The organism is Streptomyces sp. NPDC089915, from assembly GCF_040684675.1.
In the GTDB taxonomy this organism is placed as follows: domain Bacteria; phylum Actinomycetota; class Actinomycetes; order Streptomycetales; family Streptomycetaceae; genus Streptomyces.
In genome coordinates, this window is sequence record NZ_JBFBGN010000050.1 from 16,706 (window position 1) to 34,739 (window position 18,034).

The window sequence follows — 18,034 nt, forward strand, 5'->3', positions numbered from 1 at the left end:
CTGCGGAGGGGAGTATTCCTGCTATTTCCTGCGCGGCGTGCCCGTCAATACGGATCACTCGGTTCATTCGAACGGAGTAATCCCGGGGCGCCGGCCCGCGGCCCGCGAGCCGCCCGGGTGGAAGAGACCTCCGGCAGCGATGACGCTGACCATGTGCTGAGCCATCCGCCGGAGGCGTGAATACCGTGGACGTTTCGTTGACCCTATGGGTGCTGACCATCGTCGGTCTGGGCATCCTCATCGGCGCCGACTTCTTCATCGGCCGCAAGCCCCATGACGTGTCCCTCAAGGAAGCGGGCATCTGGACGGTCGTCTGGATCGTCCTCGCCGCCCTCTTCGGCCTCGGCCTGCTGTTCTTCGGCAACGGCCAGGCCTCCCAGGAGTTCTTCGCCGGCTTCATCACCGAGAAGTCCCTGAGCGTGGACAACCTCTTCGTCTTCGTCCTGATCATGGCGAAGTTCTCGGTGCCCTCCCACCTCCAGCAGCGCGTCCTGCTGGTCGGCGTGCTGATCGCCCTCGTCCTGCGCGCGATCTTCATCGCCGCCGGCGCCGCGATCATCACCACCTTCTCGTGGGTCTTCTACATCTTCGGCGCGTTCCTGATCTACACCGCCTGGAAGCTGATCCAGGAGGCCCGCAAGGACGAGGAGGAGGACGAGTTCGAGGAGAACCGCCTGCTCAAGTCCATCGAGAAGAAGTTCGGCGTCGCCGACCGCTACCACGGCACCAAGCTCTTCATCCGCGACAACGGCAAGCGCGTCCTGACCCCGCTGATGGTGGTCATGCTCGCCATCGGCACCACCGACGTCCTCTTCGCCCTGGACTCCATTCCGGCGATCTTCGGCCTCACCCAGGACCCGTACATCGTCTTCACCGCCAACGCCTTCGCCCTGATGGGCCTGCGCCAGCTGTACTTCCTCATCGGCGGCCTGCTCAAGAAGCTGGTCCACCTCAGCTACGGCCTGTCCGTGATCCTCGGCTTCATCGGCGTGAAGCTGGTGCTGCACGCCCTGCACGAGTCCGGGGTGCACGTCCCGCAGATCTCCATCCCGGTCTCCCTGGGCGTCATCTGCGGCGTCCTGGTGATCACCACGATCACCAGCCTGATCGCCTCCAAGAAGCAGGCGGCGGCCGAAGCCGCCGCCGAGCCGACCCGGAGCGTCGACGCCTGACCCGGTCCCGGGACGCTACGCGGGGGCGGCCGCTTCGGCCGCCCCCGCTCCCGCGTCCGCACCCGTACCGCCCCGGGCCCGCGCCGGAGCCGGGGCGGTCTCCGGGAGCAGGGCGAAGCAGCCGAGGCTGAGCAGGGCGACCGCCGTCAGGTACACCGCCACGCCCCACGGCGCGCCGGACCCGGCCGCCAGGGCCGTCGCCACGACCGGGGTCAGGGCGCCGCCCAGCAGCCCGCCCAGGTTGTAGCCGACGGCCGCGCCGGTGCAGCGGATCCGCGGCGCGTACAGCTCGGGCAGGTAGGCGCCGACCACCGCGTACATCAGGACCATCGCCAGCAGGGCGCCCACGCAGCCCACCGTCACCAGCAGCGGGTCCCCGCTGCTCAGCAGGGCCACGAACGGGAACATCCACACCGCGCAGGCCGCACTGCCCGCGAGGCACATCGGCCGCCTCCCCCAGCGGTCGCCCAGCGCCGCCAGCGGGGCCGTCACCAGCCCCTTCAGCAGGACGGCGGCCATCACCACCGCCAGCATCAGCGTGCGGTCCATGCCCAGGCGCCCGGTGGTGTAGGCCAGCGACCAGGTGGTCACCGCGTAGAAGACGGCGTACCCGACCGACATCGCCCCGCCGGTCAGCAGGAGCAGCCGCCAGTGGCCGCGCAGGACCTCCGGCAGCGGGGCCTCGGCCCGCCGGCCGGTCTCCGTGAGGGCCCGGAACTGCGGGGTCTCCTCCACCGACCGGCGCAGCCACAGCCCGGCCAGCGCCAGCAGGCCGGCGCACCAGAACGGCACCCGCCAGCCCCAGGCGCTGAACTCCGCGTCGCTCAGGAGACCGGACAGGGTCAGCGTCAGCCCGTTGGCCAGCAGGAACCCGGTCGCCGGGCCCATCTGCGGGAAGCTCGACCACAGCCCGCGCCGGCCCTCGGGGGCGTGCTCGGCGGTCAGCAGCACCGCCCCGCCCCACTCCCCGCCGAGCCCGAGCCCCTGGAGGAAGCGCAGCAGGAGCAGCAGGACGGGCGCGGCGATCCCGATGGAGGCGTACGAGGGCACGCACCCCACCGCCACCGTGGCCAGGCCCGTCACCAGCAGCGAGGCGAGCAGCACCGGACGGCGCCCGTAGCGGTCGCCGACGTGCCCGAAGACGACGGAGCCCAGCGGGCGGGCGAGGAAGCCGACGCCGAAGGTGCCGAAGGCGGCGAGGGTGCCCGCGAGCGGGGAGAACGAGGGGAAGAAGAGCGGGCCGAGCACCAGGGCGGCGGCCGTGCCGTAGACGAAGAAGTCGTAGAACTCGATGGCGGTGCCGACCAGGGAGGCAAGGGCGAGCCGCAGCATCGAGGGGGCGGAGGGCGGGGAGGGGTGGTGTCGCATGGTGCAGCAACTACCCCAGCCCGCCCCCTCGGGACATGCGTTCGGTCGAGGTCGACCGGAAGGAGCGCATGGCCGCACGGTGTTGACGGCGGCACATGCGCACGCGGGTCACCAGCCGCGCTCGCGCCATTCCGCGAGGTGGGGGCGCTCGGTGCCGAGCATGGTGTCGTTCCCGTGGCCCGGGTAGACCCAGGTCTCGTCCGGCAGCTGCCCGAAGATCTTGGTCTCGACGTCGTCGATCAGGCTGGCGAAGTTCTTCGCGTCGCCCCACGTGTTGCCCACGCCGCCCGGGAAGAGGCAGTCGCCGGTGAACACGTGCGGGTGCCCGTGCGGGTCGTCGTAGACCAGGGCGATGGAGCCGGGGGTGTGGCCGACCAGGTGGCGGGCGGTCAGCGAGACCCGTCCGACGGTGATCACGTCCCCGTCCTGGACCGGGACGTCCGTGGGGACCGGGATGCCCTCGGCGTCGTAGGCGCCCGCGTAGGTCCGCGCGCCGGTGGCGTCGACGACCTCCCGGAGGGCGCCCCAGTGGTCGCCGTGCTGGTGGGTGGTGACGACGGAGGCGATGCCGTCGTCACCGATCAGGTTCAGCAGCGTCTCCGGCTCGGACGCCGCGTCGATCAGGAGCTGCTCGCCGGTGGCCCGGCAGCGCAGCAGGTACGCGTTGTTGTTCATGGAACCCACGGCGACCTTCGAGATCATCAGGTCCGCGAGTTCGTGCACGTCGGCGGGACCGCCGACCTTCACCGCTCCGCTGTACGTCATGTCGGAATCCTAGAGCGCGGGGAGTTCGGGCACGGCGTCGCCGGCCTCGACGGTCAGGTGGGCGCCCTTGGCGCCGCGGCCGGCCAGCCAGCCGAGCAGCTCGTCCCGCGCGCCGCCGAGGACCACCGGGGTGCCCTCGGCGCCGCCCGTGCGCGCGACGACCGCGCCGTCCGGGAACCGGAGGGTCACCGGCGGGACGTCGGGGCGGCCGGACCAGCGGTCGGCGAGGAAGGCGATCTCCCGGTCGGCGAACTCCTCCGGGAGGTCGGAGAGCTCGTAGCCGACGTTCAGGTCGACGTGGTGGAGCTCGACCTCGACGAGGCGGCGGAACGGCACGTTCGCCGCCAGGTCGGTGACGCCGTTGCGCAGCTCGACCGTGCGCCGCCAGTCCTGGTCGGGCTCGGTGGTGGCGAGGAAGCGGGCCCCGGAATCACGGAGGTCCGTCAGGTGTTCTTCCAGGGACCGGCCGGCGTCGCGCTCGATGTCCGCGTCCCGGGCGGCGGCGCTCTCGTACATGGGGCGGCCCTCGAAGACGTTGACGAGGGCGTCGGCGTTGCGCGCCAGGTGGGCCAGGATGTGGCCGCGGGTCCATCCCGGGAGGTGTGACTCTTCGGAGAGGGAGGCGTTGTCCAGTTTCGCGACCGCGTTCAGCAGCCGTTCCGTGGCTTCACGTACAGAGGCCAGGTCGTGCACATGATCAGTCATGGATCCGAGCGTAGTGGCCCGGCGGCCTCCGCCACACGATCGGGTGAAGCCCTCTTGCGCGTGCCGTAAATCGAATGTGCGTGCTATACGCTCGGAAGTCCAGACCGACTCCATCGCAGAGGCGCCCCCCATACGCTGGACAGCCGGGGGCCCGTGCCCCCGCTCTCTCAAGAAAGGTGCGGACCGGCGTGACCGACCGTCTCATCGTTCGTGGCGCTCGCGAGCACAACCTGAAGAACGTCTCGCTCGACCTGCCCCGCGATTCCCTCATCGTCTTCACCGGACTCTCCGGCTCGGGCAAGTCCTCCCTGGCCTTCGACACGATCTTCGCCGAGGGCCAGCGCCGCTACGTCGAGTCGCTCTCGTCGTACGCCCGCCAGTTCCTGGGGCAGATGGACAAGCCCGACGTCGACTTCATCGAGGGCCTCTCCCCGGCCGTCTCGATCGACCAGAAGTCGACCTCGCGCAACCCGCGCTCCACCGTCGGCACCATCACCGAGGTCTACGACTACCTCCGCCTGCTCTTCGCCCGCATCGGCAAGCCGCACTGCCCCGAGTGCCGCCGCCCGATCTCCCGGCAGTCGCCGCAGGCGATCGTCGACAAGGTCCTCGCGCTGCCCGAGGGCAGCCGCTTCCAGGTGCTGTCCCCGCTGGTCCGCGAGCGCAAGGGCGAGTTCGTCGACCTCTTCGCCGACCTCCAGACCAAGGGCTACAGCCGGGCCCGGGTGGACGGCGAGACGATCCAGCTCTCCGAGCCGCCCACGCTGAAGAAGCAGGAGAAGCACACCATCGAGGTGGTCGTCGACCGCCTCACCGTCAAGGACAGCGCCAAGCGCCGGCTCACGGACTCCGTGGAGACCGCCCTCGGCCTCTCCGGCGGCATGGTGATCCTGGACTTCGTCGACCTCGCCGAGGACGACCCCGAGCGTGAGCGGATGTACTCCGAGCACCTCTACTGCCCGTACGACGACCTGTCCTTCGAGGAGCTGGAGCCGCGCTCCTTCTCCTTCAACTCGCCCTTCGGCGCCTGCCCCGAGTGCACCGGCATCGGTACGCGCATGGAGGTGGACCCGGAGCTGATCGTCCCGGACGAGGACAAGTCGCTGGACGAGGGCGCCGTCTCGCCCTGGTCGCTCGGGCACACCAAGGACTACTTCCAGCGGCTGGTCGGCGCGCTCGCCGGCGAGCTGGGCTTCCGCACCGACATCCCGTGGGCCGGGCTGCCGCAGCGGGCCAAGAAGGCCCTGCTGTACGGGCACAAGACCCAGATCGAGGTCCGCTACCGCAACCGGTACGGGCGCGAGCGCGCCTACACCACGGCCTTCGAGGGCGCCGTCCCGTTCGTCAAGCGGCGGCACTCCGAGTCCGAGAGCGACGCCAGCCGCGAGCGCTTCGAGGGCTACATGCGCGAGGTGCCCTGCCCGACCTGTGAGGGCACCCGGCTCAAGCCGATCGTGCTCGCGGTGACGGTGATGGAGCGGTCCATCGCCGAGGTCGCCGCGATGTCGATCAGCGAGTGCGCGGACTTCCTGGGCCGGATGAAGCTCGACGCCCGCGACAAGAAGATCGCCGAGCGGGTCCTCAAGGAGGTCAACGAGCGGCTCCGCTTCCTCGTGGACGTGGGCCTGGACTACCTCTCCCTCAACCGCGCCGCCGGCACCCTGTCGGGCGGCGAGGCCCAGCGCATCCGCCTCGCGACGCAGATCGGCTCCGGCCTGGTCGGCGTGCTGTACGTGCTGGACGAGCCGTCCATCGGCCTGCACCAGCGCGACAACCACCGGCTGATCGAGACGCTGGTGCGGCTGCGGGACATGGGCAACACGCTCATCGTCGTCGAGCACGACGAGGACACCATCAAGGTCGCCGACTGGGTCGTGGACATCGGCCCGGGCGCCGGCGAGCACGGCGGCAAGGTGGTGCACAGCGGCTCGCTGAAGGAGCTGCTGAAGAACACCGAGTCGATGACCGGCCAGTACCTGTCCGGCAAGAAGTCCATCCCCGTGCCGGACGTGCGCCGGCCCGTGGACGCGGAGCGCAGGCTCACCGTCCACGGGGCCAAGGAGAACAACCTGCGGGACATCGACGTGTCCTTCCCGCTGGGCGTCCTCACGGCGGTCACGGGCGTATCGGGCTCCGGCAAGTCCACGCTGGTCAACGACATCCTGTACACGCACCTGGCGCGCGAGCTGAACGGCGCGCGGTCCGTGCCGGGGCGGCACACGCGGGTGGACGGGGACGACCTGGTCGACAAGGTCGTCCATGTCGACCAGTCGCCGATCGGCCGGACGCCGAGGTCCAACCCGGCGACGTACACGGGTGTGTTCGACCACGTGCGCAAGCTCTTCGCGGAGACGATGGAGGCGAAGGTCCGCGGCTACCTGCCCGGGCGCTTCTCCTTCAACGTCAAGGGCGGCCGGTGCGAGAACTGCTCCGGTGACGGCACGATCAAGATCGAGATGAACTTCCTGCCGGACGTCTACGTCCCCTGCGAGGTCTGCCACGGCGACCGGTACAACCGGGAGACGCTGGAGGTCCACTACAAGGGCAAGTCCATCGCCGAGGTCCTGAACATGCCGATCGAGGAGGCGCTGGACTTCTTCGAGGCGGTCCCGACCATCGCGCGGCACCTGAAGACGCTCACGGAGGTCGGACTGGGCTACGTCCGCCTCGGCCAGTCGGCGCCGACCCTGTCGGGCGGTGAGGCGCAGCGCGTGAAGCTGGCGTCGGAGCTGCAGAAGCGGTCGACGGGGCGGACGGTGTACGTGCTGGACGAGCCGACGACCGGTCTGCACTTCGAGGACATCTCGAAGCTGATCAAGGTGCTGTCGGGGCTGGTGGACAAGGGGAACTCGGTGATCGTCATCGAGCACAACCTGGACGTCATCAAGACGGCGGACTGGGTCGTCGACATGGGCCCGGAGGGCGGCTACGGCGGCGGTCTCGTCGTCGCGGAGGGCACGCCGGAGCAGGTCGCCTCGGTCGGCGCGAGCCACACGGGGAAGTTCCTGCGGGACATCCTGGGGGCGGAGCGGATCTCCGACGCCGCGCCGGTTCCGGTGGCCCGGGCCGCGCGGAAGAAGGCCGCCCCGGCGAAGAAGACGGCCGCCCGGGCCCGCAAGGCGTAGCCCGTCTCCGGGGGGCGGGGTCGGGGGTTCCGCTGCGCGGAGCCTTCTCCCCGCCCCGCCCTTTCACCGTTTCCGCCTCAAACGCCGGCGGGGCTATGGACAGCCCGCGCGGCGTTTGAGCGCAACGGGGTCCGGGGCGGAGCCCCGGGGAACGGGCGAAGGGCGGGTAGGGGACCGGCCCCGCGCAGCGGTACCCTCGACCCCGCCCGGCCAGGGCCTACGCCGCGACGCCCACCGCGTGGCCCGTCGTCGTCGGGTCGGTCAGCGTGTCCAGGAGCGCCGTCGCCACGTCCGCGCGGGCGATCACCCGGCCGCCCGGGACGTTGGCGTCGAGGGCGCGCCGGTAGCGGCCCGCCCCGGGCCGGTTCAGCAGGCGCGGGGGCCGGACCACCGTCCACCGCACCCCGCTCGCCGCCGCGATGGCGGACTCCATGACCGCGAGGTCCGCGTACAGGTCGCGCAGCGCCCACCGGAGGAGGGGGTAGCCCACCTTCCGCAGGAGCACCCCGTCCCCCTCCGCGTCCGGCCCCAGCGGCGCCGCGCTGACCGCCGTGAGCCGACCGACCCCCGCCCGTTCCATCGCCGCGACGACCGACCGCAGGGCCGGCCCGGTGACCGGGTGCAGCCGGGCCTGCTTGTTGCTCGCGGAGCCCAGCGCCGAGACCACCGCGTCCCGCCCCGCCAGGACCGGCAGCAGCGCCGACTCGTCCGTGAGGTCCTTCACCACCGCCACCCGCAGCCGCTCCTGCGCCGGCACCTCCAGTCGTGCGGGGTCGCGGACGACCGCCGTCACCTCGTGGCCCGCGGCGAGGGCCTGCCGGACCACCTCGCGGCCCACGCCGCCCGTCGCTCCGAACACCGTGATCTTCATCCTGGGCCCCTGTCGACTGTGGTGGGTGAGTATTCACTCACCCCCGTGTCCACTAGGGTGAGTGAATGCCCACCCCGAAGTCAACCCGGCCCGCCTCCGAGCGGCTGCTGGACGCCGCCGAGACCCTCATGCGCACCATCGGTCTCGCCAACACCACCACCAAGGCCATCGCCCGCGAGGCCGGCTGCTCCGAGGCGGCGCTCTACAAGCACTACGCCAACAAGGAGGAGCTGTTCGTCCGCGTGCTGATGGAGCGCACGCCCAACGCCGGGCCGCTCATGGCCGCCCTCGACGCCGACGCGGGCCCCGGCGGGGACGCGCTCCGGGAGGCCCTCTCCGGCATCGCCCGGCACGCCTCGCTGTTCTACGCCGAGGCCATGCCGATGGCCGCCTCGCTGTTCGCCGAGCCCGCCCTGCTCACCCGCCACCGCGAGGGGGTCCAGGAGATCGGCGCGGGCCCGCACGTGGTGCGCGACGCCCTCGAAGGGCGGCTGCGCCGGGAGCTCGACGCCGGCCGGCTCAGGGCGGACGCCGACCCCCGCGCCGCCGCCGCGCTGCTGCTCGGCGCCTGCTTCCAGCGGGCCTTCTTCCTGCACTTCTCCGGCGCCGAGGTGGTCCAGCCGGTCGAGGAGTTCGCCCCCGCGCTCGCCCGGACCCTGTGGGCCGCTATCGGCTGAGCCCGAGCTCGGCCGTGTACGGGGGCTCGCAGCCCGCCCGGGTACAGGTGAGGGCGGCCGCGTGGGCGGCGTAGGCCAGGACGTCCGGCCAGTCCACCGCGGCCGGGTCCGCCCCGGCGAGCCGGTGCAGCAGCGCCGCGTTGACGGTGTCGCCCGCGCCGATGGTGTCCACGACCTCCACCGGACGGGCCGCCGCGCCGTACTCCGCCCCGTCCGCCGTCCACACCGTCAGCCCCGCCGCGCCCCGGGTCAGCACCACGGCCGAGGGCCCGGCCGCCAGCCAGTCCCCGACCCGGCCGCCCAGCCAGTCCGCGTCCTCCTCGGACAGCTTCAGCACGGACACGTACGGCAGCCGGGCCAGGAACCGCTCCCGGTAGCCCGCCGGGTCCGCGATCAGCGCCGGGCGGATGTTGGGGTCGAGCAGGGTCAGCAGCCCCCGCCCCGACTCCCGCCGCAGCAGGGCCTCGTACGCGCCCGCCCCCGGCTCCAGCACCAGCGAGCAGGTCCCGAGCGCCAGGGCCCGCGCCCCCGGGGGCAGCGCCGGCGGCAGGGTGAACAGCCGGTCGGCGGTGCCCTCCACGTAGAACCCGTACGCCGCCGAACCGTCCGGCGCCAGCGAGGGCACGGCCAGCGTGGTCGGCTCGGGCCCGCGCTGCACCAGCGAGAGGTCCACCCCGGCGGCCCGCAGCCCGGCGAGCAGCACCTCGCCGAAGCCGTCCCGCGACACCCGGGAACAGAAGGCGGCCCCGGCCCCCAGCCGGCCCAGCGCCAGGGCGGTGTTGTACGGTCCGCCGCCGGGCCGGGGCAGCAGCGCGCCCGGCGGCTCCGCCAGGGGCACGAGGTCGATCAGGGCTTCTCCGCCGACGACGATCACGCGGGGGAAGCTATCCCATCCGGCGCCGGTATGGTCGGGGGGGGCCCGCCCGGTGCCCACCGCCTCGTGCCAGGAGAACCGCATGTCCGCGTCCCAGCCCGCCGCCCGCCGTACCGTCCTCAAGGGCGCCGCCGCGCTCGCCGGGACCGTGGGCGCGGGGGCCTCGCTCGCCGCGTGCTCGACCGGAGGCGGCGGCGGCGCGGGCGGCCCCGCCGTCCCCAAGGAGCCGGTCGAGCTGGGCGCCGTCACGGAGGTCCCCGTCGGCGGGGCGAAGCTCTTCCGCGAGCAGAAGGTCGTCGTCAGCTGCCCGGCCGAGGGCCAGTACAAGGCGTTCAGCGCCCAGTGCACCCACGCCGGCTGCGTCCTCGACAAGATCGACAAGGGTGAGGGCAACTGCCCCTGCCACGGCAGCCGCTTCGACGTCACCACCGGCAAGGTGCTGCAGGGCCCGGCCGCCGAGCCGCTCCCGGCCGTCCCGGTCAAGGCGGAGAACGGCAAGCTGATCGCGGGCTGACCGCCGCGCGGCGCGGGCCGGGCGGGATCCGGCGGCGCGGCCTACCCCCAGTCCCAGGCGATGCCCAGGATCCCCGGGCGGACCTCCTGCTCCACCAGGTGCACCGCCCGGTGGCGCCCGCTCGGGGTGAGGTCGGCCAGGGAGGTGCGGGGGGCTCCCGCGGAGGAGCGGGCGAAGCGGTGGCAGCGGACCGGCAGGGCCGCCTCGTCGAAGCGGACCTGGAGCATGTACTGGCCGCCCGCGTAGCTGAAGCCGCGGACGTACTCGGCACTGCGCGCGCCCGTGCCGTCCTCGATCCCGTAGCCGAAGACGTACGTGTCCCCGCGCCGCAGCCGCGCGTCGAAGAGCAGCTCCGCCACCACCACCCCGGCCTCCGGGTGGCAGCGCACCCGGCCCGTGCGGCAGTTCTCGTACGCCGCCACCCGCACCCGGGCCGCGTCGCACCCCGGGTCGCCGTGGTGGACGGCGAGGTAGCGGTCCACGCCGTCGCGGTGGGCCCGGACGATCTGCTGGGACTCGCGCGTGCGCAGCTCGCCGTCCGGGCCGATGCGGACCCGCTCGTGGTGTCCGACCGAGTGCAGGCCGCCGTCCGCCGGGAGCTCCATCCCGGCCAGCAGCCGTTCCACCGCCGCGCCGACGCTCACCAGCGCCCGGTAGGGGCGGGCGGCGGGGCGGGCCGGTCCGGCGGCCGGGTCCGGTTCGGTCAGCAGGCTCAGCAGGGAGCCCTGGGGGAGGTCCAGGATCTCCTCCAGGGCGGAGACCGCCCGCAGCGACTCCCGGTGGCGCGGGCGCCGGGCGCCCTGCTGCCAGTAGCTGAGGCTGGTGACCCCGAGTTTGATGCCGCGCGCCGCGAGCCGGTGCTGGACGCGGTGCAGCGGCAGCCCCCGGGCGGCGAGGGCGGCGCGCAGGGCGAGGTGGAAGGGGCCGCCGCGCAGCAGCCGTCCGAGCTCCGCCGTGTCCGCGGTGGCCGGCGTGCCCGGCGTGTCGCCGGTCGGCCGCATGGCGACTCCTCTGTGAACGTTCACACGCGCCGGGGTGGGGTCCGGGCCGTGCTTCGGGGAGACCAGGTGGAACGAGAGCAACCGTTCACACCGCAGCCCCACCGTTCACACTGCAATGTCACCGCGTATTGAAGCGTGTTGACCTGATCGCGACAACACCCTGATGCTCCTCCACAGCGTCCGGACGCGCTCCTCACCCCCACACACCTGAGTCCCCACCTCGGGAGGAACGCGATGCGCAACAGAAGAGGGCGGCTGTCCCCGGCCGCCTCCCTGATCACCGCCCTGCTGCTCGTACTGCTGCCTTCGGGCCTCGGCGCCGGTACCGCCACCGCCGCCCCGGCCGCCGGCACGGGAGCCGCCTCGGCCCTGGCGTACAAGCGGCTCGACATCACCATGCAGGCCCAGCAGAAGAACAACTGGTGCTGGGCCGCGAGCGGCAACACCATCGCCACCTGGTTCGGCCGCAACTACAGCCAGAACCAGTTCTGCAACGCCGCCTTCAACCGCCAGCAGGGCACCGAGTGCCCCAACAACCAGGCCACGCTGGGCAACGTCCAGACGGCGCTGCGCTGGGCCGGCATCAACTCCGGCAGCTACGTCACCGGCTGGCTCCAGTACTCCACCGTGCAGACCGAGATCAACGCCAACCGGCCGGTCGAGACCCGGATCCAGTGGTCGAACGGCGGCGGCCACATGCACGTCCTCTACGGGTACGACACCGCCAGCAGCTGGGTCTACTGGGGCGACCCCTGGCCCTCGAACGACCGCTACAACTGGGCCTCCCACGCCTGGTACGTGGACAACGACACCTTCTCCTGGACCCACTCCCTCTACCGGATCGGGGCGTGACCGCGTGACCGCCAAGACCGCACGCGCCGCCGCCACCGCCCTCGCGGCCGCCGCCCTGGTCGCCGCCCTCGGCGGGCAGGCCGCCGCCGCGCCCGTACCGCAGCCGCAGACCGCCACCGCCGAGAACCGGGCCGCCGCGCACGCGGCGGCCGCCGCACCCGACACCCTGGCGACCCTGTCCCGGTTCTTCGCCCGGGAGGGGAAGGTCTCGGTCGCCGCCGCCCGGCCCCGGATCGAGGGGGAGGCCATACCCGTCAGCTACCTGGCGCCGGAGTTCGTCGCGGGCAAGCCCGGGGCACCGGTCGCCCGGCTGGAGTTCCTGGTGAGCGAGGCCGTCTCCTCGGACGGGCAGAAGGCGGCCCTGTGGACCGCGAAGACCGGGGCCGGATGGCAGGTCGTGAACATCGCCACCGGCGACGACGAGTTCCGCTACGCGGCCCTCGGAGCCGGGAAACTGCCCGGCGGGACCGTGTTCCGGGAACCGCAGACCGACTCCTGGTACGTCGCCGGGGGCGAGCGCGTCCTGCCGCTGGACGAGGACGCCGTAAGGGCCGTGGGCCCGGACGGGGTCTCGCTCGCGGCCTACCGGGCGCGGGTCGTCAAGGCCTACGGGGACAAGCTGCCGGGGTCCGCGTACGCCCAGCGGGGCCTGGCCGGGGGCTACGCCGAGGCGGGCCCGCCGGCCGGCCCCGGCGTCGGTGACGGCGCCGGCGGCGGGCCGGGGGTGGTGCTCGCCGGCGGGGCCGGGGCGCTGGCGCTGGGCGCGGCGGGGGCCGTCGCCCTGCTGCGGCGGCGCCGTACCGCCGGGGCCTGACCCCGGATCCCCCTCCCGCGGGGTCCGGTCCGGCCGCCGTGGCCGGTGCCGGGCCCCGCGGGGCGTCTCCGGGCCCTGAGGGGCCGGCTCCGGCGGGCGCCGGTGCGGTTCGTTGTCGTACGGCGCCAGTAGGGTGGGCGGCATGGCCGACCCTTCCAGCTATCGACCCAGGCCCGGGGAGATCCCCGACTCCCCAGGGGTCTACAAGTTCCGCGACGAGCACCGCCGGGTGATCTACGTCGGGAAGGCCAAGAGCCTGCGCCAGCGGCTGGCCAGCTACTTCCAGGACCTCGCCGGTCTGCACCCCCGGACCGCCACCATGGTCACCACGGCCGCCTCCGTCGAGTGGACCGTCGTGTCCACCGAGGTCGAGGCGCTCCAGCTGGAGTACTCCTGGATCAAGGAGTACGACCCCCGGTTCAACGTGAAGTACCGGGACGACAAGAGCTACCCCTCGCTCGCCGTCACCCTCAACGAGCAGTACCCGCGCGTACAGGTCATGCGGGGGCCCAAGAAGAAGGGCGTGCGCTACTTCGGGCCGTACGGGCACGCCTGGGCGATCCGCGAGACCGTCGACCTCATGCTGCGGGTCTTCCCCGTGCGCACCTGCTCCGCCGGGGTGTTCAAGAGGTCCGCCCAGATCGGCCGGCCCTGCCTGCTCGGCTACATCGGCAAGTGCTCGGCGCCCTGCGTCGGCCGGATCAGCCCCGAGGACCACCGTGAACTCGCCGAGGAATTCTGCGACTTCATGGCCGGCCGGACCGGCGCCTACCTCTCCCGGCTGGAGAAGGAGATGCAGGCCGCGGCCGAGGAGATGGAGTACGAGAAGGCCGCCCGGCTGCGCGACGACATAGGGGCCCTGCGCCGGGCCATGGAGAAGAACGCCGTCGTCCTCGCCGACGCCACCGACGCCGACCTGATGGCCGTCGCCGAGGACGAGCTCGAAGCGGCCGTGCAGATCTTCCACGTGCGCGGCGGCCGGGTCCGCGGCCAGCGCGGCTGGGTCACCGACAAGGTCGAGGCCGTCGACACCGCCGGCCTCGTCGAGCACGCCCTCCAGCAGCTGTACGGCGAGGAGAGCGGCGAGAGCGTGCCCAAGGAGGTCCTCGTCCCGGTCCTGCCCGAGGACGCGCCCGCGCTCGGGCAGTGGCTCGCCGAGCGGCGCGGGTCGCAGGTCAGCCTGCGCGTCCCGCAGCGCGGGGACAAGAAGTCCCTCATGGAGACCGTCCGCCGCAACGCCCAGCAGTCCCTCGCCCTGCACAAGACCAAGCGGGCCAGCGACCTCACCACCCGCTCCCGGGCCCTGGAGGAGATCGCCGAGGCCCTGGAGCTGGACGGCGCGCCCCTGCGCATCGAGTGCTTCGACATCTCCCACCTCCAGGGCGACGACGTCGTCGCCTCCATGGTCGTCTTCGAGGACGGACTCGCCCGCAAGAGCGAGTACCGGCGCTTCCAGGTGAAAGGTCGTGTCGGAGACACGCAGGTCTGGCACGGCGAGGGACAGGACGACGTCCGGTCCATGCACGAGGTCGTCTCGCGGCGCTTCCGGCGCTACCTCCAGGAGAAGCTGAAGACGGGGGAGTGGGCCCCCGAGGACGGCGAGCCCGAGGACGACGGGCGCCCCAAGCGGTTCGCCTACCCGCCGCAGCTCGTCGTCGTCGATGGCGGGCAGCCCCAGGTGGCGGCCGCCAAGCGGGCCCTGGAGGAGCTCGGGATCGACGACGTCGCCGTGTGCGGCCTCGCCAAGCGGCTGGAGGAGGTCTGGCTGCCCGGCGAGGACGACCCCGTCGTCCTGCCCCGCACCAGCGAGGGCCTCTACCTGCTCCAGCGGGTGCGTGACGAAGCCCACCGCTTCGCCATCCAGTACCAGCGCAGCAAGCGCGGGAAGCGCCTCAAGGCGGGGCCGCTCGACGAGGTGCCCGGCCTCGGCGAGAGCCGCAAGCACGCCCTCGTGAAGCACTTCGGTTCGGTGAAGAAGCTGAGACAGGCGACAATCGACCAGATCTGCGAGGTCCCGGGCATAGGCCGCAAGACGGCCGAGACCGTGGCCGCGGCCCTCGCCCGGGCCGTTCCCGCCGGTCCTGCCGTCAACACGGCGACAGGAGAGATCATGGAGGACGAGGCCCCCGCGCCCGCGGGGACGTCGTCCGAACGGGGGATCGAGCAATGACCGAGCACGAGACCGAGCACGACCGAGACGGAGCACAGGTGAGTACGGGCACGACAGCGGAGCCCGGCGACAACGCCGAGGCGGCCATCCCCGAGCTGGTGATCATCTCCGGCATGTCCGGAGCCGGCCGCAGCACGGCGGCCAAGTGCCTGGAGGACCTCGGCTGGTTCGTCGTCGACAACCTCCCGCCGGCACTGATCCCCACCATGGTGGAGCTCGGCGCCCGCTCCCAGGGCAACGTGGCGCGCATCGCCGTCGTCGTCGACGTCCGCGGCCGCCAGTTCTTCGACGCCCTGCGCGAGTCCCTCGCCGACCTGGAGGCCCGCGGGGTCACCCGGCGCATCGTCTTCCTGGAGTCCTCCGACGACGCGCTGGTCCGCCGCTTCGAGTCGGTCCGCCGCCCGCACCCCCTCCAGGGCGACGGCCGCATCGTCGACGGCATCGCCGCCGAGCGCGACCTGCTGCGCGAGCTGCGCGGCGACGCCGACCTGGTGATCGACACCTCCAGCCTGAACGTGCACGAGCTGCGCGCCAAGATGGACGCCCAGTTCGCGGGCGACGAGGAGCCCGAGCTGCGGGCCACCGTGATGTCCTTCGGCTTCAAGTACGGCCTGCCCGTCGACGCCGACCTCGTCGTCGACTGCCGCTTCATCCCCAACCCGCACTGGGTCCCGGAGCTGCGCCCCTTCACCGGGCTCAACGAGGAGGTGTCGGGCTACGTCTTCAGCCAGCCCGGCGCCAAGGAGTTCCTCGACCGCTACACCGAGCTGCTCCAGCTCATCGCCGCCGGCTACCGCCGCGAGGGCAAGCGGTACGTGACGATCGCGGTCGGCTGCACCGGCGGCAAGCACCGCAGCGTCGCCATGTCCGAGAAGCTCGCCGCCCGCCTCGCCTCCGAGGGAGTCGAGACCGTCGTCGTCCACCGGGACATGGGGCGCGAGTGACCGGACGGACCCTGCGGCTGCGCCGCCTGCGCCGTCTGACCCCCGCCCGGGGCGAGGACGGCGCGGGCCGCGCCGGCCGCCGAGGCGCGGCCAAGGTGGTCGCGCCCAAGGTCGTCGCCCTCGGCGGCGGCATGGGCCTGTCGGCCTCCCTCGCCGCCCTGCGCCGGATCACCGGGGAGCTCACCGCGGTGGTCACCGTCGCCGACGACGGCGGCTCCAGCGGACGGCTCCGCGAGGAGCTGAGCGTGCTGCCGCCCGGCGACCTGCGCAAGGCGCTGGCCGCGCTGTGCGGGGACGACGACTGGGGCCAGACCTGGGCCCGCGTCATCCAGCACCGCTTCCAGTCCCAGGGCGACCTGCACGGGCACGCCGTCGGCAACCTGCTGATCGTCGCCCTGTGGGAACAGCTCGGCGACCCCGTCCAGGCCCTGGACCTGGTGGGGAGGCTGCTCGGGGCGCAGGGCCGGGTGCTGCCGATGTCGGCGGTGCCGCTGGAGCTCCAGGCGCTGGTCAAGGGGCACGATCCGGCGCGCCCGGACGAGGTGGACACCGTCCGGGGGCAGGCCACCGTGGCCCTGACCCCGGGCGAGGTGCTCTCCGTCCAGGTCGTGCCGGGTGACCCGCCGGCCGTGCCGGAGGCCGTGGCCGCCGTGCTCGACGCCGACTGGGTGGTGCTCGGGCCGGGCTCCTGGTTCTCGTCCGTCATCCCGCACCTGCTGGTGCCGGAACTGCTCGACGCGCTCGCGGTGACGAAGGCCCGCAAGGTCCTCTCGCTGAACCTCGCGCCGCAGCCGGGTGAAACAGAGGGCTTCTCTCCGCAGCGTCATTTGGAGGTTTTGGCCCGACACGCCCCTAAACTCGCCCTGGACGTGGTGCTGGCCGACGAGGCCGCCGTGCCCGACCGCGAGTCCCTCGCCGATGCCGCCAAGCGGTTCGGTGCGGCGGTCGAGCTGGCGCCGGTGGCCAGGCAGGACGGCTCTCCGAAGCATGACCCGGAGCTGCTGGCCGCCGCGTACGACCGTATTTTTCGGATGCATGGAAGGATCGGCCCATGGCGATGACGCCCGCGGTGAAGGATGAGATCTCCCGCCTCCCCGTCACCCGGACCTGCTGCAGGAAGGCGGAGGTCTCGGCGATCCTGCGGTTCGCCGGCGGCCTCCACCTGGTGAGCGGCCGGATCGTCATCGAGGCGGAACTGGACACCGGGATCGCCGCCCGGCGGCTGCGCAAGGACATCCTGGAGATCTTCGGACACTCCTCCGACCTGGTGGTCATGGCCCCCGGCGGTCTGCGCCGGGGCAGCCGCTTCGTCGTCCGCGTCGTCGCGGGCGGGGACCAGCTGGCCCGCCAGACGGGCCTCGTGGACGGCCGGGGACGCCCCATCCGCGGGCTCCCCCCGCAGGTGGTCTCCGGGGCCACCTGCGACGCCGAGGCGGCCTGGCGCGGTGCCTTCCTGGCCCACGGCTCCCTCACCGAGCCGGGCCGGTCCTCCTCCCTGGAGGTCACCTGCCCCGGCCCCGAGGCAGCCCTGGCCCTGGTGGGCGCCGCCCGCAGGCTCTCCATCGCCGCCAAGGCGCGCGAGGTGCGCGGCGTGGACCGGGTCGTCGTCCGCGACGGCGACGCGATCGGCGCCCTGCTGACCCGCCTCGGCGCCCACGAGTCGGTGCTGGCCTGGGAGGAGCGGCGGATGCGGCGCGAGGTGCGCGCCACCGCCAACCGCCTCGCCAACTTCGACGACGCCAACCTGCGCCGCTCGGCGCGGGCCGCGGTCGCCGCCGGGGCCCGGGTCCAGCGCGCGCTGGAGATCCTCGGCGAGGAGGTCCCCGAGCACCTCGCGGCCGCCGGCCGGCTGCGCATGGAACACAAGCAGGCCTCCCTGGAGGAGCTGGGCGCGCTCGCCGACCCGCCGCTGACCAAGGACGCCGTCGCCGGCCGGATCCGCCGCCTGCTGGCGATGGCCGACAAGCGGGCCCAGGACCTCGGCATCCCCGGCACCGAGTCCAACCTGGACCTCAGCGAGGAACTGGCCGACAACATGGCCGGCTGAGCCGGCCGAGCGGTACCCCCTCACGCAGGGTGTCCGGGCCCGCACGGGTGAACCGTGCGGGCCCGGTCCCGTTTGTCCCGTTGACAGGTGCGTCGCCCGATCGTGAGCCTGGCCCCCGAACGCTTTCGTGGCTGA

General features: G+C 72.9%; 16 protein-coding genes. 10 read left to right on the plus strand and 6 right to left on the minus strand.

Annotated elements, in window-relative coordinates; translation table 11 throughout:
* Nucleotides 1-185: 185 nt before the first annotated feature.
* Complete coding sequence (locus AB0O29_RS17315; RefSeq protein WP_365152472.1) at nucleotides 186-1,172, plus strand: TerC/Alx family metal homeostasis membrane protein; 987 nt, start codon at nucleotides 186-188, stop codon at nucleotides 1,170-1,172.
* A 15-nt stretch (nucleotides 1,173-1,187) separates the two neighbouring features.
* Here the strand turns inward: AB0O29_RS17315 and AB0O29_RS17320 are convergent, their stop codons facing one another.
* The 3 genes from AB0O29_RS17320 to AB0O29_RS17330 all read right to left on the minus strand — a co-directional run bounded on the left by AB0O29_RS17320 (nucleotide 1,188) and on the right by AB0O29_RS17330 (nucleotide 4,010).
* On the minus strand, nucleotides 1,188-2,504 hold the full coding sequence (locus AB0O29_RS17320; protein WP_365152512.1) for an MFS transporter: 1,317 nt from the start codon (nucleotides 2,502-2,504) through the stop codon (nucleotides 1,188-1,190).
* Nucleotides 2,505-2,648: 144 nt separating this feature from the next.
* On the minus strand, nucleotides 2,649-3,305 hold the full coding sequence (locus AB0O29_RS17325) for an MBL fold metallo-hydrolase (RefSeq protein ID WP_365152474.1): 657 nt from the start codon (nucleotides 3,303-3,305) through the stop codon (nucleotides 2,649-2,651).
* A gap of 9 nt (nucleotides 3,306-3,314) precedes the next feature.
* Nucleotides 3,315-4,010, minus strand: coding sequence for a maleylpyruvate isomerase family mycothiol-dependent enzyme (locus tag AB0O29_RS17330; protein ID WP_365152476.1), 696 nt, complete (start codon nucleotides 4,008-4,010; stop codon nucleotides 3,315-3,317).
* A gap of 188 nt (nucleotides 4,011-4,198) precedes the next feature.
* On the opposite strand from AB0O29_RS17330, the gene uvrA reads away from it, so the two are divergent.
* Nucleotides 4,199-7,135, plus strand: coding sequence for an excinuclease ABC subunit UvrA (uvrA, locus tag AB0O29_RS17335; RefSeq protein ID WP_365152478.1), 2,937 nt, complete (start codon nucleotides 4,199-4,201; stop codon nucleotides 7,133-7,135).
* A gap of 217 nt (nucleotides 7,136-7,352) precedes the next feature.
* On the opposite strand, the gene AB0O29_RS17340 is transcribed toward uvrA, so the two are convergent.
* Nucleotides 7,353-8,006 carry an NAD(P)H-binding protein gene (locus tag AB0O29_RS17340; RefSeq protein WP_365152480.1) on the minus strand — a complete coding sequence of 218 codons (654 nt, stop codon included), beginning with the start codon at nucleotides 8,004-8,006 and terminating at the stop codon, nucleotides 7,353-7,355.
* Nucleotides 8,007-8,071: 65 nt separating this feature from the next.
* On the opposite strand from AB0O29_RS17340, the gene AB0O29_RS17345 reads away from it, so the two are divergent.
* Entirely contained in the window at nucleotides 8,072-8,683 is a 612-nt protein-coding gene (locus AB0O29_RS17345; protein WP_365152483.1) for a TetR/AcrR family transcriptional regulator, read from the plus strand.
* Here the strand turns inward: AB0O29_RS17345 and AB0O29_RS17350 are convergent.
* Nucleotides 8,673-9,557: a carbohydrate kinase gene (locus AB0O29_RS17350; RefSeq protein WP_365152485.1), complete on the minus strand. Its 885-nt coding sequence runs from the start codon at nucleotides 9,555-9,557 to the stop codon at nucleotides 8,673-8,675. The genes AB0O29_RS17345 and AB0O29_RS17350 overlap by 11 nt on opposite strands.
* Nucleotides 9,558-9,639: 82 nt before the next feature.
* On the opposite strand from AB0O29_RS17350, the gene AB0O29_RS17355 reads away from it, so the two are divergent.
* Nucleotides 9,640-10,071: a Rieske (2Fe-2S) protein gene (locus AB0O29_RS17355; protein WP_365152487.1), complete on the plus strand. Its 432-nt coding sequence runs from the start codon at nucleotides 9,640-9,642 to the stop codon at nucleotides 10,069-10,071.
* Between the two features lie 41 nt (nucleotides 10,072-10,112).
* On the opposite strand, the gene AB0O29_RS17360 is transcribed toward AB0O29_RS17355, so the two are convergent.
* Nucleotides 10,113-11,072, minus strand: a complete 960-nt coding sequence (locus AB0O29_RS17360; RefSeq protein ID WP_365152489.1) for a hypothetical protein — start codon at nucleotides 11,070-11,072, stop codon at nucleotides 10,113-10,115.
* A gap of 234 nt (nucleotides 11,073-11,306) precedes the next feature.
* Between AB0O29_RS17360 and AB0O29_RS17365 the strand changes: the two genes are divergently transcribed.
* From AB0O29_RS17365 to whiA, 6 genes are all read left to right on the plus strand, one after another.
* The gene (locus tag AB0O29_RS17365) at nucleotides 11,307-11,924 is read left to right on the plus strand and encodes a papain-like cysteine protease family protein (protein ID WP_365152491.1); all 618 of its coding nucleotides are present in this window, start codon (nucleotides 11,307-11,309) and stop codon (nucleotides 11,922-11,924) included.
* A gap of 4 nt (nucleotides 11,925-11,928) precedes the next feature.
* The gene (locus tag AB0O29_RS17370; protein ID WP_365152493.1) at nucleotides 11,929-12,738 is read left to right on the plus strand and encodes a hypothetical protein; all 810 of its coding nucleotides are present in this window, start codon (nucleotides 11,929-11,931) and stop codon (nucleotides 12,736-12,738) included.
* Nucleotides 12,739-12,880: 142 nt separating this feature from the next.
* Nucleotides 12,881-14,908, plus strand: a complete 2,028-nt coding sequence (gene uvrC, locus AB0O29_RS17375) for an excinuclease ABC subunit UvrC (RefSeq protein ID WP_365152495.1) — start codon at nucleotides 12,881-12,883, stop codon at nucleotides 14,906-14,908.
* A complete protein-coding gene (gene rapZ, locus AB0O29_RS17380) occupies nucleotides 14,905-15,852 on the plus strand; it encodes an RNase adapter RapZ (RefSeq protein ID WP_365152497.1) in 948 nt (315 codons plus the stop codon). The genes uvrC and rapZ overlap by 4 nt, the downstream gene beginning before the upstream one ends.
* Nucleotides 15,849-16,913, plus strand: coding sequence for a uridine diphosphate-N-acetylglucosamine-binding protein YvcK (yvcK, locus tag AB0O29_RS17385; RefSeq protein WP_365152499.1), 1,065 nt, complete (start codon nucleotides 15,849-15,851; stop codon nucleotides 16,911-16,913). The genes rapZ and yvcK overlap by 4 nt, the downstream gene beginning before the upstream one ends.
* The gene (gene whiA, locus AB0O29_RS17390; protein WP_030237199.1) at nucleotides 16,904-17,899 is read left to right on the plus strand and encodes a DNA-binding protein WhiA; all 996 of its coding nucleotides are present in this window, start codon (nucleotides 16,904-16,906) and stop codon (nucleotides 17,897-17,899) included. Before yvcK ends, whiA begins: the two co-directional genes overlap by 10 nt.
* The last annotated feature ends 135 nt before the right edge of the window (nucleotides 17,900-18,034 follow it).

Coding starts and splice junctions, on each gene's coding strand:
- AB0O29_RS17340 (WP_365152480.1), bottom strand. CDS start 8,006: ATGAAGATCACGGTGTTCGGAGCGACGGGCGGCGTGGGCCGCGAGGTG.
- AB0O29_RS17330 (WP_365152476.1), bottom strand. CDS start 4,010: ATGACTGATCATGTGCACGACCTGGCCTCTGTACGTGAAGCCACGGAA.
- uvrC (WP_365152495.1), top strand. CDS start 12,881: ATGGCCGACCCTTCCAGCTATCGACCCAGGCCCGGGGAGATCCCCGAC.
- AB0O29_RS17360 (WP_365152489.1), bottom strand. CDS start 11,072: ATGCGGCCGACCGGCGACACGCCGGGCACGCCGGCCACCGCGGACACG.
- AB0O29_RS17320 (WP_365152512.1), bottom strand. CDS start 2,504: ATGCTGCGGCTCGCCCTTGCCTCCCTGGTCGGCACCGCCATCGAGTTC.
- AB0O29_RS17325 (WP_365152474.1), bottom strand. CDS start 3,305: ATGACGTACAGCGGAGCGGTGAAGGTCGGCGGTCCCGCCGACGTGCAC.
- AB0O29_RS17355 (WP_365152487.1), top strand. CDS start 9,640: ATGTCCGCGTCCCAGCCCGCCGCCCGCCGTACCGTCCTCAAGGGCGCC.
- rapZ (WP_365152497.1), top strand. CDS start 14,905: ATGACCGAGCACGAGACCGAGCACGACCGAGACGGAGCACAGGTGAGT.
- AB0O29_RS17345 (WP_365152483.1), top strand. CDS start 8,072: ATGCCCACCCCGAAGTCAACCCGGCCCGCCTCCGAGCGGCTGCTGGAC.
- AB0O29_RS17365 (WP_365152491.1), top strand. CDS start 11,307: ATGCGCAACAGAAGAGGGCGGCTGTCCCCGGCCGCCTCCCTGATCACC.
- whiA (WP_030237199.1), top strand. CDS start 16,904: ATGGCGATGACGCCCGCGGTGAAGGATGAGATCTCCCGCCTCCCCGTC.